13 protein-coding genes and 1 riboswitch are annotated in these 14,800 nt (G+C 69.4%); of the genes, 9 read left to right on the top strand and 4 right to left on the bottom strand.

Annotation, left to right across the window (positions count from 1 at the left end):
* Nucleotides 1–303 precede the first annotated feature (303 nt).
* Nucleotides 304–1,443 (top strand): glutathione S-transferase family protein, encoded by a 1,140-nt coding sequence (locus ACSYDW_RS13670; RefSeq protein ID WP_438339277.1) that lies wholly within the window; start codon nucleotides 304–306, stop codon nucleotides 1,441–1,443.
* A 57-nt stretch (nucleotides 1,444–1,500) separates the two neighbouring features.
* Nucleotides 1,501–2,418, top strand: a complete 918-nt coding sequence (locus tag ACSYDW_RS13665) for an SDR family oxidoreductase (RefSeq protein ID WP_438339276.1) — start codon at nucleotides 1,501–1,503, stop codon at nucleotides 2,416–2,418.
* Between the two features lie 22 nt (nucleotides 2,419–2,440).
* On the opposite strand, the gene ACSYDW_RS13660 is transcribed toward ACSYDW_RS13665, so the two are convergent.
* Together ACSYDW_RS13660 and ACSYDW_RS13655 are read right to left on the bottom strand one after the other, a co-directional pair.
* The gene (locus tag ACSYDW_RS13660) at nucleotides 2,441–3,175 is read right to left on the bottom strand and encodes a class I SAM-dependent methyltransferase (protein WP_438339275.1); all 735 of its coding nucleotides are present in this window, start codon (nucleotides 3,173–3,175) and stop codon (nucleotides 2,441–2,443) included.
* A gap of 167 nt (nucleotides 3,176–3,342) precedes the next feature.
* Nucleotides 3,343–4,509, bottom strand: coding sequence for an LPXTG cell wall anchor domain-containing protein (locus ACSYDW_RS13655; RefSeq protein ID WP_438339274.1), 1,167 nt, complete (start codon nucleotides 4,507–4,509; stop codon nucleotides 3,343–3,345).
* A 273-nt stretch (nucleotides 4,510–4,782) separates the two neighbouring features.
* On the opposite strand from ACSYDW_RS13655, the gene ACSYDW_RS13650 reads away from it, so the two are divergent.
* The 3 genes from ACSYDW_RS13650 (at nucleotide 4,783) to ACSYDW_RS13640 (ending at nucleotide 7,559) form a co-directional block, all read left to right on the top strand.
* The gene (locus tag ACSYDW_RS13650) at nucleotides 4,783–5,307 is read left to right on the top strand and encodes a GNAT family N-acetyltransferase (RefSeq protein ID WP_438339273.1); all 525 of its coding nucleotides are present in this window, start codon (nucleotides 4,783–4,785) and stop codon (nucleotides 5,305–5,307) included.
* An 85-nt stretch (nucleotides 5,308–5,392) separates the two neighbouring features.
* Nucleotides 5,393–6,340, top strand: a complete 948-nt coding sequence (locus ACSYDW_RS13645) for an RNase H family protein (RefSeq protein ID WP_438339272.1) — start codon at nucleotides 5,393–5,395, stop codon at nucleotides 6,338–6,340.
* Between the two features lie 58 nt (nucleotides 6,341–6,398).
* The gene (locus tag ACSYDW_RS13640; RefSeq protein ID WP_438339271.1) at nucleotides 6,399–7,559 is read left to right on the top strand and encodes a serine hydrolase domain-containing protein; all 1,161 of its coding nucleotides are present in this window, start codon (nucleotides 6,399–6,401) and stop codon (nucleotides 7,557–7,559) included.
* Between the two features lie 37 nt (nucleotides 7,560–7,596).
* On the opposite strand, the gene ACSYDW_RS13635 is transcribed toward ACSYDW_RS13640, so the two are convergent.
* Nucleotides 7,597–7,845, bottom strand: coding sequence for a hypothetical protein (locus ACSYDW_RS13635; protein ID WP_438339270.1), 249 nt, complete (start codon nucleotides 7,843–7,845; stop codon nucleotides 7,597–7,599).
* A gap of 128 nt (nucleotides 7,846–7,973) precedes the next feature.
* Between ACSYDW_RS13635 and ACSYDW_RS13630 the strand changes: the two genes are divergently transcribed.
* Both ACSYDW_RS13630 and ACSYDW_RS13625 read left to right on the top strand, forming a co-directional pair.
* Nucleotides 7,974–8,768 (top strand): SGNH/GDSL hydrolase family protein, encoded by a 795-nt coding sequence (locus ACSYDW_RS13630; RefSeq protein WP_438339269.1) that lies wholly within the window; start codon nucleotides 7,974–7,976, stop codon nucleotides 8,766–8,768.
* Between the two features lie 61 nt (nucleotides 8,769–8,829).
* On the top strand, nucleotides 8,830–9,552 hold the full coding sequence (locus ACSYDW_RS13625) for a VIT1/CCC1 transporter family protein (protein ID WP_438339268.1): 723 nt from the start codon (nucleotides 8,830–8,832) through the stop codon (nucleotides 9,550–9,552).
* Nucleotides 9,553–9,644: 92 nt separating this feature from the next.
* Here the strand turns inward: ACSYDW_RS13625 and ACSYDW_RS13620 are convergent, their stop codons facing one another.
* Nucleotides 9,645–10,280 (bottom strand): NADPH-dependent F420 reductase, encoded by a 636-nt coding sequence (locus ACSYDW_RS13620; protein WP_438339267.1) that lies wholly within the window; start codon nucleotides 10,278–10,280, stop codon nucleotides 9,645–9,647.
* Between the two features lie 249 nt (nucleotides 10,281–10,529).
* A riboswitch (glycine riboswitch) is annotated at nucleotides 10,530–10,630 on the top strand.
* 175 nt (nucleotides 10,631–10,805) lie between these two features.
* On the opposite strand from ACSYDW_RS13620, the gene gcvP reads away from it, so the two are divergent.
* Nucleotides 10,806–13,643 (top strand): aminomethyl-transferring glycine dehydrogenase, encoded by a 2,838-nt coding sequence (gene gcvP, locus ACSYDW_RS13615; RefSeq protein WP_438339266.1) that lies wholly within the window; start codon nucleotides 10,806–10,808, stop codon nucleotides 13,641–13,643.
* A 39-nt stretch (nucleotides 13,644–13,682) separates the two neighbouring features.
* Entirely contained in the window at nucleotides 13,683–14,795 is a 1,113-nt protein-coding gene (gene gcvT, locus ACSYDW_RS13610; protein WP_438339265.1) for a glycine cleavage system aminomethyltransferase GcvT, read from the top strand.
* The last annotated feature ends 5 nt before the right edge of the window (nucleotides 14,796–14,800 follow it).

Here is a 14,800-nt window from a genome sequence, read left to right as displayed (position 1 = left end):
CCGGGGGGGCCCCGGGGGGGGGGGGGGGGGGGGTGGGGGGGCCCCCCCCCCCCCCCCGGCCACGATGGTGCGCTGCAGCGTTCCCCCGCGGGAGCGCACCATCGGCAACGGCCCGCCCGCGACGTTCCGCGGGCGGGCCGTTGCGCTTTTCCGCCGCTGCCGGCCCCGTGGTCGGGCGGGTAAAGGGTCGGGCGGGCAACGGGTCGGGCGGGCAACGGGTCGGCCGGGCACGGGTGCACCGTGGCCGGCGAACTGGCAGTACGTGGACAAACGATGGATGGATGAACGATGGGTGGACTGGCCATGGGTGAACAATCAACGGGTGAAACATCGACCGGCGACGAGTACGGCACCGCGGGCGCCTACGTGGGCGGCGGCGAATTCACGCGCGACACCAACTACATCCAGGACCGCATCGTGGCGGATCCGGAGGCGGTGCGCGCCGCGGGCGGAGAGACCGGCGGGACCATCGGCACCATCCACGCGGGTGTGGCTCAAGGGGCGGAGCTCTGGCCCGTGGAGGCCGGGCGCTACCGACTGGTGGCGGCGCGCGCCTGCCCGTGGGCGAACCGCGCCATCATCGTCCGCCGGCTGCTGGGCCTGGAGGACGCCATCTCGCTGGGCACCCCGGGTCCGGTGCACGACGTGCGCTCGTGGACCTTCGACCTGGATCCCGGCGGCGTGGACCCGGTGCTGGGCACGGCGCGCATCCAGGAGAACTACTTCAGGCGCTTCGCCGGCTACCCGCGCGGCATCACCGTTCCGGCCATCGTGGATGTGCCAAGCGGCGCCGTCGTCACCAACGACTACCCGCAGATCACCCTGGACTTCTCCACGCAGTGGAAACCATTCCACCGCGCCGGCGCCCCCGACCTGCTGCCGGCGGAAACGGCCGGGGAGATGATGCAGGTCATCAAGCGCATCTTCACCGAGGTCAACAACGGGGTCTACCGCTGCGGCTTCGCCGGCGACCAGGAAGCGTACGACGAGGCCTACGACCGCCTCTGGACCGCCATGGACTGGCTGGAGGAACGCCTTGCTGCCCGGCGTTTCCTGATGGGGGAGTCGATCACGGAGGCCGACGTGCGGCTGTTCACCACGCTGGTGCGTTTCGACGCCGTCTACCACGGCCACTTCAAGGCCAACCGGAACAAGCTGATCGAGATGCCGAACCTCTGGGCCTACGCCCGCGACCTGTTCGCGCTGCCGGGCTTCGGGGACACCGTCGACTTCGAGCAGATCAAGGAGCACTACTACGTGGTGCACACCGACGTGAACCCGACGCGGATCGTGCCCAAGGGGCCGGAGTTGGAGAACTGGCTGGAGCCGCACGGGCGCGAGGCGCTCGGAGGGAACCCCTGGGGGACAGGCACGGCGCCGGGGCCGGTGCGCGATTCCGAGCGCATGGCCGCCGGGCACAACCCGCTCTACCCGATCATCTAGCCGGGCATCTAGCCGCGCATCTGGCCTGTGCCGGGTGCCCGGGGCTAGCGTTGTCCCATGGACAAGCCGCTTCAGGGGAAGACCGCATTGGTTGCCGGGGCCACGCGCGGGGCGGGCCGCGGGATCGCCGTCGGGCTCGGCGAAGCCGGTGCCACGGTGTATTGCACGGGCCGCAGCACCCGGGGCAGGCGCAGCGAGTACGACAGGCCCGAAACCATTGAGGAGACCGCCGAACTTGTCACCGCGGCCGGCGGGCTCGGCATCGCCGTGGCGGTGGACCACCTGGATCCCGACGCCGTCGCGGCGCTGGTGGCCCGCATCGGGGCCGAGTCCGGCCGGCTCGACGTACTGGTCAACGACGTGTGGGGCGGGGAAAAGCTGATCGACTGGGACACGCCGATCTGGCGCCACGACCTGGGGGACGGGCTGCGCATGCTGGAGCTCGGCGTGAAGACGCACCTCATCACGGCGCACCACGCGCTGGGGCTGCTGAGCCGGAACCCCGGCGGGCTGGTGGTGGAGGTGACCGATGGAACCGCCGCCTACAACCGGGGGAACTACCGGGTGTCCACCTTCTACGACCTGGCCAAGAACGCGCCCCTGCGCCTGGCCTTCGACCTGGCCCGCGAGCTGGAACCCCACGGGTGCACGGCGCTGGCGCTGAGCCCGGGCTGGCTGCGCTCGGAGATGACGCTGGAGGCCTTCGGGGTCGACGAGTCGAACTGGCGCACCGCCACCGCGGAGCACGGCCACTTTGCGGCAATCAGCGAATCCCCGCGCTTCGTGGGGCGCGCCGTGGCGGCGCTGGCCGCTGACCCGCACGTGCACTCACGCAACGGCGGTTCGTTCTCCAGCGGCGAACTGGCCCGCGACTACGGGTTCACCGACGTCGACGGATCGGCCCCGGACTGCTGGCGCTACCTGGCGGAGGTGCAGGACGCCGGGCTGCCGGCGGATCCCACGGGCTACCGCTGAGTGCGCAGGGCGGGAGTGCCGGCTAGACGCGTGCGATGACGATCAGTTCGCCGTCGCCCTCGCCCACGGGTTGCCCGGCCCAGCCGCCGAGCACCCGTTCCACGGTGAACCCGGCAGAGGCAAGTTCCCGGCGCAGGGCGGACTCGCTGCGGAATGCCAGCAGTGCGTCCTCGAATTCGCGGTTGCCGTCGGCCAGGAAGCGGTGTTCGGTGATCCCGACCAGGCCCTTCTCGCGTTCGGCGGCGTCGATCCAGAGCTGGAGCGCCGTGCCGTCGGGCAGCGTGTGGTGGCTGCGGGTGTTGGCCGGGGTCCAGCGTTCCCAGGCGCGGGCCTGCGGGTCCCTCGAGTCGAAGACCAGCCGTCCGCCGGGTACCAGGGCGGCCCGGACATCGCGCAGGGTCCGTGCCCAGTCGCGTTCGTCGGCTATCGCCTGGGCCACGTGCGAGCTCATGATGGCGGTGTCGAAGGACGCATCCGGCGGCAGCGCCGCGGAGGTCCCGTCGATCCAGTGCACCGCGTCGGCCCCGGGCTTGGCCCGGGCCGCGGCGAGCGAACCGGGGTGGGGGTCGACGCCCGTCACGGTGTGCCCCGCCCCGGCCAGTGCGACGGTCAACCTGCCGGTGCCGCAGCCCAGGTCCAGCACGCGGCTGGCGGGTTGCTCGTTGGCGAACGCGAGGAAGAAGTCCTCCGCCGCCGTCCAGGCGTTCTCCGCATCGTAGAGGTCTGCGTGCTGCGCGGGGCTCAGGAATGACTGCATGGACAGAGCCTAGACCATGGGCTCCACGCGATCCCCGATCCGACGGCACTGCGAGTCGGGACATGGTGTGCCTCGGCAAATGGGCGGCAACGAAAAGGAGGGGCGCGGGCCAGCCGGGGAGCAGTTCATGCTTCCCGGCTGGCCCGCACCCCTCCCGGGTGCGTGTGTCAGGCCTGCTTGCGGCGGCGCAGCGCCAAGGCGCCGACACCCAGCAACAGCATCCCGGCGCCGGCGCCGGCCAGCAGGATGGTGCCCTCGGCGCCGGTCTCGGCCAGCTGGCCGGAGGGAACCTTGACCGGGGTGAAGACCTCGACAGGTTTGGTCGTCGGGGTCTTCGGCTTGGTGATGTTGGCGACCGGCTCGATGTCGGTTTCCCCGTCGGTTTCCTCGGAGGGTTCATCGGTGCCGCCGTCGGTCTCCTCGGCGGGGTCTTCGTCGCCGGGAACGAGTTCGCCGATGAAGTTGCCGTCCTCGTCGAGCACGCCCTCCTCGATCAGCTGGGCCAGGGCAACCCCGACCATGAACTGTGCCAGGTAAAGGTCATCCGGGTAGGTGGCCTCCAGGTAGGCGAGCAGCTCCTCGGGGGTGCCGTCGATGAGGAACGGGATGATCGAGTCGACGAAGCCCGCGAAGTCTTCGGATTCCATCGCCTCCACGAGCGGCTCGGCCTGTTCTTCCAGCCACTGGCCGCCCTCGTTGCTGAGCATCCACTCGTTCCACTGCTTCTCGGTCCACTCGCTGGAGCCTTCGGGGAACGTGATCGTGCCGGCGCCGGGGAGAGGTGGCGCGGGGGCCTTCTCCTTGGCGGCGCTCTTCTCCGCTGCGGCAGGCTTGGCGGCCGGAGGGGCAACCTGTCCTGCGGGAGCCTCCGTACCGGTCAATGGAGCGGGCTGTCCGGCGGGGAGGACCTCCGAGGCCGGGGCCTCGGCCGGCACCTCGGCGGGTACCTCCGCCGGAATTTCTGCCGGGACCGGGGTGGAGGCATCGGCCGGGGTCTCGTCTCCCGTGCTTCCTTCCGCGGCGGGCAGTTCCTCGGTCGCCGGGGACGTGGCGTCGGCTTCCGCTCCGGCCGGGTCCGTTGCCGGTTCGCCGGCCGGCGCGTCGGTGCCCGGAGTTTCGTCTGCGGGTGCTGCGGGGACCGCCGGGATCGACGGTGCATCGGCCGGAGCCGGAGCCGGGACGCTCTGGTCGGCTTCCGGGGCGGCCTGCTCGATCTGTGCCGTGGCCGCCGAATCGTCGGCCGGCACGGGCTGGGCGTTGGCGGCGGTGCCCGAGAACACCAGGGCGCCGGCCAGCACTGCTGCACCGACGGTGGACCTCATGGGGTGTGGCATCAAATCATCCTGTCTCGCGGTGATGTTGCCCGGGCAGGGATCGATGGTGGTTCGTTGGTTCACGAACGGCCGACCCCCGGCGGGCGAACGGGTGGTAACCCACTGCCATCGAATCTAGGCGACTGGCACCCTGCGGAGCCAGCCGGGACGCGGCGGGGCGGGGGATCGTTACAGGGTCGTTGCCTTCCGCCGTGCGGTTTTTATGGGCGACGCCGGAGCGGGGGACGTGACCCGAAACCCGGGAAAATGCATCCCACATGCCACGATGGATGAATGCACATCAGCACGGAGCGCCTTGTCCTGCGCGAGTACACCTCGGCCGACCACGACGCGGTGCATGCGTTCGCCTCGGACCCCCGTGTGTGCGTCTTCGTCGAGTGGGGCCCGAACACCCCGGATGACACCCGGGACTTCCTGCGCAGCTGCCTCGCGGAACAACGCGCCGTCCCGCGGCGGACCTACACGCTGGCGATCTGCGTGGAAGGACGGGTGCTGGGTTCGATCGCGCTGATGCCCGGAGCCCCCGACACGGCGCCCGGGGAAACGACGGCGGAGATCGGCTACGTGCTGGCCGCCGGTGCGTGGGGAAACGGCTACGCCACCGAGGCCGCCGCGGCAATGCTCGATGCCGCACGCGACCTCGGGGTGCGCCGCGTGGTCGCGACATGCCGGCCGGAGAACGCCGCCTCCATCCGCGTGCTGGAGAAGTGCGGCATGCGCCGGGTTGCATTGCTGCCCGGGCACAAGGTGATCGACGGCGCCGCACGGGATTCGCTGCTTTTCTCCATCGACCTCTGATCCAATGCACTCCTGCCGACGGTCGGCGGGGCCCGGACCTGTGCCGAAGTGAATCCGTCGGCGGGGCCGTGGCAGGATTGAAACCATGACGATCACCGCAGCCGCAGACGGATCAGCCCTCGGAAACCCAGGACCGGCAGGGTGGGCCTGGTACATCGACGACGACCACTGGCGCGCCGGCGGCTGGGCCCACGGCACCAACAACATGGGCGAGCTCATGGCGGTGCTTGACCTCTTCCGCGCCACGGCACACCGCCCGGAGGAGGAACTGCACATCCTCTGCGACTCCCAGTACGTGATCAACTCCGTGACCAAGTGGATGCCGGGCTGGAAGAGGAAGGGCTGGAAGAAGTCCGACGGCAAGCCGGTGCTGAACCTGGAACTGCTCAAGGACCTCGACGCCGCCATCAAGGGCCGGAACTACCGCTTCGAGTGGGTCAAGGGCCATGCCGGGCACGAGCTCAACGAGGCCGCCGACGACCGCGCCCGCGCCGCCGCCACCGCGTACCAGGCCGGCCGGGAACCCGACGCCGGCCCGGGTCTCGAGGGCACCGGAACGGCAGCGGCCGCCGCGCCGCAAGCAGTAACCCCGCACGCGGAGGTCCCCGCGGACCCCGTGCCTGCCGCGCCAGCCCCGGTGGCTCCGGCACCCGCCGCCGCGCCGGCTCCGGCAAGCGCTGATCAGGCCGCGGACCTGCACATGGTCTTCGAGTTGGAAAGCGAACTGCTCTCACCCACCGTGCGCACCGACCTGGGCGAGATGTTGGCCTTCCTGCACCCCGAGTTCCAGGAGATCAGCCGCGACGGCTCGCTGACCGACCGCTCCACGATCATTGCCGCGCTCGGGGCCGGCCAGCAGCTGCCGGCCGGCGGCTCGCTGCAGGTGCTTGCCGCGAACCCGCTGGGGGCGGACCTGGTGCAGCTGGCCTACCGCCTGCTGGCCGGGAACGACATGGTCCTGTGCTCCTCGTTCTGGCACCGCGTCGACGGCCGCTGGCTGCTGCGCTACAGGCAGGAAACACCCTCCGCCTGAGCGGCGTGCCGCACACCAGGCATCGGCCGGGGCAGCGGGTGTGGGTAATGTGGTGCGGGTGAGCACGCAGAACAACACGCATGTCATGGACCAGCGCTTCGCCCCCGTGGCGGAGCTGATGGCCTCCTTCGCCGCCGAGGACCCGGGGTATTCCGGGCAGCTGGCCGTCTACCAGGAGGGCAGGCTGGTGCTGGACATGGCCGTGGGCCCCGACGCCACGCCCGAGTCGCTGACCGGGGTGTTCTCCTGTTCCAAGGGAGCCGGCGCGATCGTGATGGCCCTGCTGGTGCAGCGAGGCCTGCTGGACCTGGAGGCACCGGTGGCCGTGTATTGGCCCGAGTTCGCCGCAGCCGGCAAGGAGCACCTCACCGTGGCCCAGCTGCTGAGCCACCAGGCAGGGCTGCCCGGGGTTCCCGGCGGCTTCACCCAGGAGGAGCTGCACGATTCCCGGCTGGCCGCTGCCATCATCGCCGCCACACCCCCGCTGTGGAGCGCACCGGGCATCCACTGCTACCACGCGCTGACCATGGGCGTGTTCATGGAGGAGCTGGCCCGCCGCTGTGCCGGGGAAACCCTGCAGCACATCTACGACTGGCGCATCCGCGCCCCGCACGGCATCGACTTCCACCTGGGGCTGCCCGAGGAACTTGAACCGCGCTTCCGCCCGGTGCTTGGTTCGGGCCAGGAACGCCCGGCGGTGTTCATCGACCCCTTCTCCCCGCTGGGCCTGGCGGTGAATTCCACCGGCGGCTTCGACGGGCCCAAGGGACGCAGCTTCGAGATCATGGAGGTCCCGAACGCGCGCTCCATCCGCGAAGCCGGGTCCGCCTCGATCGGCGGGGTGGCCAACGCCCGCGGCCTGGCCCGGCTCTATGCGGCGGTGAGCACCGGGTTCGTCGACGAATCCGGCGACGAGCACGCGCCGCTGCTGAGTGCGGAGACCATCGAGCTGGTGGGCCGGGACCGGGTGTTCGGCCTGGACCGCTCGCACAACAACCCCGGGGCCTTCGCCATCGGCTTCATGAAGCCGCACGCCGCAAACGACTTCGGATCGGCCCGGGCCTTCGGCCACGACGGCGCCAACGGGGCGATCGGTTATGCGGACCCCGCCTACGGACTGGCGGTGGGCTACGTCCCGGCACGTGCGGAGGCCAACGGAACCGGCTCGCGCGGCGGGCAGTTGAGCGTACTGGCCCGCCAGGTCCTGCTCGCCGGGTAACCGGCGGCCGGGCCGCGGCAGGTGGCGTGCCGGGTCGTTAGATGACCTCGGAGTGCAGGTCGGAGAGGTACTGGTCGGCACGGATTTCCTCGAGCCAGGGGATCTGCCCGGGCAGGCCCGCCGAACCATGCGTGACGACGAAGTGCACGGGGACGGTGTACCGGCCGGATGCCGGGCCGGGGTCGCCGATGTTTAGCGGGCGGGCGGCGTCGGGGTCGCGGGTCGCGTCGTGTCCGAAAGCCGGGGCGTCGGTGGCTGCGGGAGTGCGGTGCAGGTTGGGTCTCATGGTTCGAGAGTGCGCCGGAATCCTTGGTGGCGGCTGTGCCGGGGACGCATGGATGCCGTGAATTCCGTCGTGTCGCACGCGGCCGTCGCCTCCGCAGCGCGGGGGGCCGCGAGGGATAGTCTGGTGCCGTGGAATTCCCGAAACGATACCTGGCACTTGGCGACTCCTTCACCGAGGGGATGGGCGATGCGGAACCGGCGCGCCCCAACGGGGTGCGCGGGTGGGCGGACCGCGTCGCCGAGCAGCTCTGCGCCGACCCCGAGTGGGGGTACGCGAACCTGGCGATCCGCGGCAAGAAGGTCCGGCAGGTGGTGGCCGAGCAGCTTCCCGCCGCCCTGGCCCTGAAGCCGACGCTGGTCAGCCTGTACATGGGCGGCAACGACATCCTGCGCCCGAGCGTGGACATCGATGCGTTGATGCAGCGCTACGAGGACACCGTGGCAAAGCTCGCCGGCACCGGGGCGCAGCTGCTGCTGTTCACCGGCTTCGACTCCAACGGCTCGGCAATCTTCGAAAAGACCCGCGGGCGCACCGCCATCTTCAACGAGGGCGTACGCGAGATCGCCGACCGGCACGGGGCCGTGATTGCCGACTACTGGCGCTGGCGCGAGTTCCAGGATTGGCGCTACTGGGCCACCGACCGCCTGCACATGGGCACCGCGGGGCACACGCTGATGGCCCGGAAGGTCCTCGGCGTGCTGGGCCGCGAGACGGGGATCGAGGTGCCGGAGCTGCCGCCGATGGTCGTGCGGACCCGCGCCGAAAGAATGCGCTCCGATGCCGCCTGGGCCAAGGAATTCCTGGCCCCGTGGGTCAAGCGCCGGCTGACCGGAACCTCCTCGGGCGACAACCTCGCCGCCCGGTACCCCGGTTTCGTTTCCCTGGGCCCGGATGGCGCCCGGGGCACCGCGCTTCCCGCATAGGGGGAGCCGGGCGGCATCCCGCCGCTGGCCAAGGACCGCGGCGGCGTGGTTGGCTGGGGGCATGACTCAAGAGGCAGTGCAGCATGACCAGGAACCGCACGATGCAGGGGTTGCGGCACGGCTGAACTGGTTGCGCGCCGGGGTGCTCGGGGCCAACGACGGCATCGTGTCCGTGGCGGCCGTGGTCGTCGGCGTGGCCGGGGCCTCCACGGCCACCGGGCCGATCGTCGCTGCCGGTGCGGCCGCGGCTATCGGCGGTGCCATCTCCATGGCACTGGGGGAGTACGTCTCGGTCTCCAGCTCGGCGGATTCCCAGCGGGCGCTGATCGAGAAGGAACGCCGGGAACTCGAGGAGATGCCCGAGGCCGAGCTGGAGGAACTCACCGCGATCTACCGCTCCAAGGGCCTGAGCGAGCACACCGCGGCACAGGTTGCCAAGGAGCTGACGGCCCACGATGCACTATCCGCGCACCTGGAGGCGGAACTTCACCTCGACGAGGACGAAGTGGCCAGCCCGTGGCATGCGGCGTTCGCCTCGGCGATCGCCTTCTCCATCGGGGCGGCGCTGCCCTTCGCGACGGCCGTGTTCCTGCCCGGACCGCTGAAGATCCCCGTCACCTTCATCGCGGTGCTGCTGGCGCTCGCCGTCACCGGGGCGCTGGGCGCCAGGCTCGGCGGCGCGCCGATGCTGCGCCCGACCTTGCGGGTTCTGGTCGGCGGTGCCGCAGCGCTGGGTGTCACGTTCGCGATTGGTTCCTGGCTGGGCGTCTCCGGGGTCGTTTAGCTGGGGCACGCACGAAAAGGTCCGCGGGGCGGATGCCTGGTGGCATCGTTCCCGCGGACCTTTTGTGTTTGGTGCCCTGCTTGGTGCCGGGGCTAGACGGCAACCTTCAGTGAGGTGTTCCAGTTGAAATCGGCCAGCGCCGGGTTGACCTGCATGGCCATCATCAGGAGCTGGAAGCCCTCGAGCTCGCGGGCATGGTGGATGCCGCCGACCTCAAGGGGGCGCATGCCTGCGGCAGTGGCGAACTCGGCTACTGCGGTGCGGGCCGCGTCGTCGCCCGCGATGAACACGTCCTGGGTCGAGGCGTCGGCGTTGCCGGCCGTCAAGGGTCCGGCGAAGTTGGTGTTGAATGCCTTGACGACGCTGGCGGAGGTGAGAGCCGCGATTTCCTCGGCGGCGGAGCTGCCGTCGGCGGTGGTCAGGGTGTCGAAGGTGGAGAAATCGACGGGGTTGGAGATGTCGACGAGGACCTTCCCCTCCAGTGCGGCGCCCTGTGCCACGACGTATTCCTTCGAGGCGTCGAAGGGCAGCGCCAGGATGACGATGCCGCCGGCCGGCGCCTCGGTGGTGTTTCCGGGCACGGTGTCCGCCCCGAGCTCCGCGGCCAGTGCCTCGGCGGCCGCGGTGTTGCGGGCCAGGACCTGAAGGTTCTTGCCTGCGGCGAGTACGCGGGTGGAGAGCGCGCGGGCCATGTTGCCGGTTCCGATGATGGTGATGTCGATTGACATGGTGTCCTTCTTTCCGAAGATCCTGGAGAGGAATTTCTTCACGGTGTCCTCAAATTTGTTTTGCTTGAACTTTCAAGTAAAACACTAGACCCAATTGGTTGAAGCGTCAAGTGTTTGGGGTGAAATATCTGTGTTGCATGTGCGTGTCCATGGAAAACCGCATTCTGACAAGGGTTTGGATGCTCCGTGTTGTTTAGCTCACGCATCGCCGGTAGGATGGATATCGTGCCTCGCAGGGGGCATAGCCACTGACATGCGGCGGGAGAGTCCCGCACAACGTACGTTGGTCGGGCGCCGTAGGAGCAATTCCTCCCCGGGAAACTCTCAGGCCCCCGTACCGCCGCGAAGAGGCAACTCTGGAAAGCAGCAACACCGCCACGGCGGTGCGGCTCACCGAAGGTGCAAGCATTTGTTTCGCCGACAAGCGAAGCGGTGCGGAAACTCTCAGGTCACAGCAACAGGGTCGGGGAGGAACTTGCAGCTCGTTCGGCGTGCGCGCACGCCGATGACCCAATGGAGTTCCCCATGACCGTGACCCCGTCCGCAGAGTTCGTCGCCCGCCACATCGGCCCCCAGGGCAGCGACATCGACACCATGCTTGCCCAGCTTGGTTATTCCTCCCTCGACGAACTCGTCGATACGGCCGTTCCGGCCGACATCCGCCAGAGCGAGCCCCTGAACCTGCCCGACCCGCGCACCGAAGCCGAGGTCCTCGCCGACCTCCGCGTGCTCGCCGGCAAGAACGTCATGAAGACCCAGATGATCGGACAGGGCTTCTCTGACACCTACACCCCGCCGGTGATCCTGCGCAACATCCTGGAGAACCCGGCCTGGTACACGGCCTACACCCCGTACCAGCCGGAGATCTCCCAGGGCCGCCTCGAGGCACTGCTGAACTTCCAGACCATGGTCATGGACCTGACCGGACTGCCGATCGCCAACGCGTCGATGCTCGACGAGGCATCCGCCGTCGCCGAGGCAGTGCTGCTGATGCGCCGCGCCAACAAGGCCAAGGCCACCGCCAAGACCGTGCTCGATGCAAACCTCTTCCCGCAGACCGTTTCCGTGGTCCAGGGCCGCGCGGACGCACTCGGCTTCGAGGTCGAGATCGCCGACCTGACCGCGGGCCTGCCCGAGGGTGAGATTTCCGGCATCGTCCTGCAGCAGCCGGGCAACGACGGCGCCGTCGTCGACCACACCGCCATCATCGCCGCCGCCAAGGAACGCGGCGCCATGGTCACCGTCGCCGCCGACATCCTGGCGCTGACCCTTATTACTTCCCCGGGCGAGCAGGGCGCCGACATCGCCGTCGGCAACACCCAGCGCTTCGGCGTACCGCTGTTCTTCGGCGGCCCGCACGCAGCCTACATGGCAGTGCGCAACGGCCTGGAGCGCGCCCTTCCGGGCCGCCTCGTCGGCGTCTCCAAGGACGATGCGGGAACCCCCGCGTACCGCCTGGCCCTGCAGACCCGCGAGCAGCACATCCGCCGCGAAAAGGCCACCTCCAACATCTGCACCGCCCAGGCGCTGCTGGCGATCACCGCCTCGATGTACGCCGTGTACCACGGCCCGGCAGGCCTCAAGCGCATCGCCCAGCGCACCCACAACCACGCGCGCACCATCGCCACCGTGCTCGCCGGCGCCGGCCTGGAACTCGCCGCGGGCCAGTTCTTCGACACCGTCCAGGTGAAGGTCGCCGACGTCGAGACCATCATCGCCAAGGCCGAGGATGCGGGCATCAACCTGCGCCGCGTCGACGCTGGCACCGTGGGCATCTCCACCGACGAGACCACGACGACCGCACACGTCGCCGCCATCGCCGCCGTCTTCGGCATTGCCGGCGAGGGCTTCAAGGCCGAGGGCTTCGAGCTGGAAACCGGGCTGCTGCGCACCAGCGACTACCTGACCCACCCGATCTTCAACACCATCAAGTCCGAAACCCAGATGCTGCGCTACCTGCGCCGCCTCTCGGACCGCGACCTGGCGCTTGACCGCACCATGATCCCGCTGGGCTCGTGCACCATGAAGCTGAACTCCACCGCCGAGATGGAATCCATCTCCTGGCCGGAATTCGCCTCCATCCACCCGTTCGCCCCGGAGCACCAGACGGAGGGTTGGCGTGAGCTGATCACCGACCTGGAGGGCCGCCTGTCCACCATCACCGGCTACGCCGGCGTCTCCCTGCAGCCGAACGCCGGCTCGCAGGGCGAGTACGCGGGTCTGCTGGCCATCAGCGGCTACCACCGCGCCAACGGCGACGACCAGCGCAACGTCTGCCTGATCCCGGCCTCGGCCCACGGCACCAACGCCGCCTCGGCCGTCCTGGCCGGCATGAAGGTCGTCGTCGTGAAGACCGCGGCCGACGGCTCCATCGACGCCAACGACCTCGACGCGAAGATCGCGGCAAACCAGGACGTCCTGGCAGCCATCATGATCACCTACCCGTCCACCCACGGCGTCTACGACCCGGACGTGCGCGAGGTCTGCGACAAGATCCACGCAGCCGGCGGACAGGTGTACATCGACGGTGCCAACATGAACGCGCTCGTCGGCCTGGCGCAGCCGGGCAAGTTCGGCGGCGACGTCAGCCACCTGAACCTGCACAAGACCTTCTGCATCCCGCACGGCGGCGGCGGACCGGGCGTTGGCCCGGTTGCCGTGGCCGAGCACCTGGTGCCGTTCCTCCCGGGCGATGCCACCGGCACCTACACCGTGCGCGACGGCGTCCCGGTCGTGGCAACGCTCTTCGGTTCGGCCGGCGTGCTGCCGATCTCCTGGGCCTACATTGCGATGATGGGCGGCGAAGGCCTGACCGACGCCACCAAGACCGCGATCCTCTCGGCGAACTACATCGCCAGCCGCCTGAACCAGCACTTCCCGATCCTGTTCACCGGCAACAAGGGCCTCGTCGCACACGAGTGCATCCTTGACCTGCGCGAGCTGACGAACAAGACCGGCGTCACCGCCGAGGACGTTGCCAAGCGCCTGATCGACTTCGGCTTCCACGCCCCGACCCTGTCCTTCCCGGTGGCCGGCACCCTGATGGTGGAGCCGACCGAGTCCGAGGACCTGGGCGAGATCGAGCGCTTCATCGAGGCAATGATCGCGATCCGCGGCGAGATGGAGCAGGTCCTGGCCGGCGACTTCGCCATCGAGGAATCCCCGCTGCGCAACGCACCGCACACCGTGGCTGCCGTCGTGAACACCGCCTGGGACCGCAAGTACACCGTCGAGCAGGCCGCCTTCCCGGTGCACGCCCTGCGCGTGGACAAGTACTTCCCGGCCGTGGGCCGCATCGACGGCGCAGGCGGGGACCGCAACCTGATCTGCTCCTGCCCTGCCCCCGAAGCCTTCGAAAACTAATTCCGCCACTCATTTGTGAGCCCCACGAAAGGTAGCTTGATGAGCGACCCGAAGAAAACCTCCCTGCATGCCCAGCATGCGGAACTAGGCGCATCCTTCACCGACTTCGGCGGCTGGGACATGCCGCTGAAGTACGGTTCGGAATTGGCCGAACACAAGGCAGTGCGCTCCACCGCCGGCCTCTTCGACCTCTCCCACATGGGCGAGGTCTGGGTCGAGGGACCGGACGCGGCAACCTTCCTGAACACCGCACTGGCCGGCAACATGGCCGTGATGAAGGTCGGCAAGGCCAAGTACTCGGTGATCTGCAACGCCGAAGGCGGCATCATCGACGACCTGATCACCTATCGCCGCGGGGACGAAAAGTTCCTGGTCGTGCCGAACGCCGGCAACGCCCCGGTGGTTGCCGCGGCACTGGCCGAGCGCGCAGCGGGCTTCGACGTCACGGTCACCGACGCGTCGGCAGAGACCTCGCTGATCGCCGTGCAGGGCCCGGCCGCCGTGGCCATCCTGCACGAGGTCGTCGAGGAATCCGCCAAGGCCCTTGTCTCCGACATGAGCTACTACGCGGCCGACGAGACAACCGTCGCCGGCATCGACATCCTCCTGGCACGCACCGGCTACACCGGTGAGGACGGCTTCGAGCTGTACGTGCCCAACGCACAGGCCCCGGAACTCTGGGCCGCGTTGATGGCTGCCGGCGAGGGCCACGGGCTGATCCCCGCGGGCCTTGCCTGCCGCGATTCGCTGCGCCTCGAGGCCGGCATGCCGCTGTACGGCAACGAGCTCTCCCTGGAGGGGAACCCGTTCGAGGCCAACCTCGGCCCGATCGTCTCCTTCAAGAAGGAAGAGAACTTCGTGGGCCGCGAGGCACTGGAGGCCATCAAGGCCGAAGGCGCCAAGCGCGTGCTCGTCGGCCTCAAGGGCCTGGGCCGCCGCGCCGGCCGCGGCGGCTACCCGGTGGTGAAGGACGGCGTGCAGGTTGGCACCGTCACCTCCGGCCAGCCGTCCCCGACGCTCGGCTACCCGGTCGCCATGGCCTACGTCGATCCGGCATTCACCGAAATCGGCACCGCGCTGGACATCGACCTGCGCGGCAAGGCCGAGCCGTTCGAAGTCATCGCACTGCCGTTCTACACCCGAGCCAAGTAACGTTG

Origin of the sequence: Paeniglutamicibacter selenitireducens (assembly GCF_051550675.1) — a bacterium.
Taxonomy (GTDB): domain Bacteria; phylum Actinomycetota; class Actinomycetes; order Actinomycetales; family Micrococcaceae; genus Paeniglutamicibacter.
The sequence above is the reverse complement of the archived record's forward strand: the minus strand, read 5'-3'. Positions and strand labels throughout refer to the sequence as shown.

Bases quoted from the DNA above. Each gene is read 5' to 3' on its own strand.
- ACSYDW_RS13635 (WP_438339270.1), bottom strand. From the start codon at position 7,845: ATGAGACCCAACCTGCACCGCACTCCCGCAGCCACCGACGCCCCGGCT.
- ACSYDW_RS13625 (WP_438339268.1), top strand. From the start codon at position 8,830: ATGACTCAAGAGGCAGTGCAGCATGACCAGGAACCGCACGATGCAGGG.
- ACSYDW_RS13650 (WP_438339273.1), top strand. From the start codon at position 4,783: ATGCACATCAGCACGGAGCGCCTTGTCCTGCGCGAGTACACCTCGGCC.
- ACSYDW_RS13660 (WP_438339275.1), bottom strand. From the start codon at position 3,175: ATGCAGTCATTCCTGAGCCCCGCGCAGCACGCAGACCTCTACGATGCG.
- gcvT (WP_438339265.1), top strand. From the start codon at position 13,683: ATGAGCGACCCGAAGAAAACCTCCCTGCATGCCCAGCATGCGGAACTA.
- ACSYDW_RS13620 (WP_438339267.1), bottom strand. From the start codon at position 10,280: ATGTCAATCGACATCACCATCATCGGAACCGGCAACATGGCCCGCGCG.
- ACSYDW_RS13645 (WP_438339272.1), top strand. From the start codon at position 5,393: ATGACGATCACCGCAGCCGCAGACGGATCAGCCCTCGGAAACCCAGGA.
- gcvP (WP_438339266.1), top strand. From the start codon at position 10,806: ATGACCGTGACCCCGTCCGCAGAGTTCGTCGCCCGCCACATCGGCCCC.
- ACSYDW_RS13655 (WP_438339274.1), bottom strand. From the start codon at position 4,509: ATGCCACACCCCATGAGGTCCACCGTCGGTGCAGCAGTGCTGGCCGGC.
- ACSYDW_RS13665 (WP_438339276.1), top strand. From the start codon at position 1,501: ATGGACAAGCCGCTTCAGGGGAAGACCGCATTGGTTGCCGGGGCCACG.
- ACSYDW_RS13670 (WP_438339277.1), top strand. From the start codon at position 304: ATGGGTGAACAATCAACGGGTGAAACATCGACCGGCGACGAGTACGGC.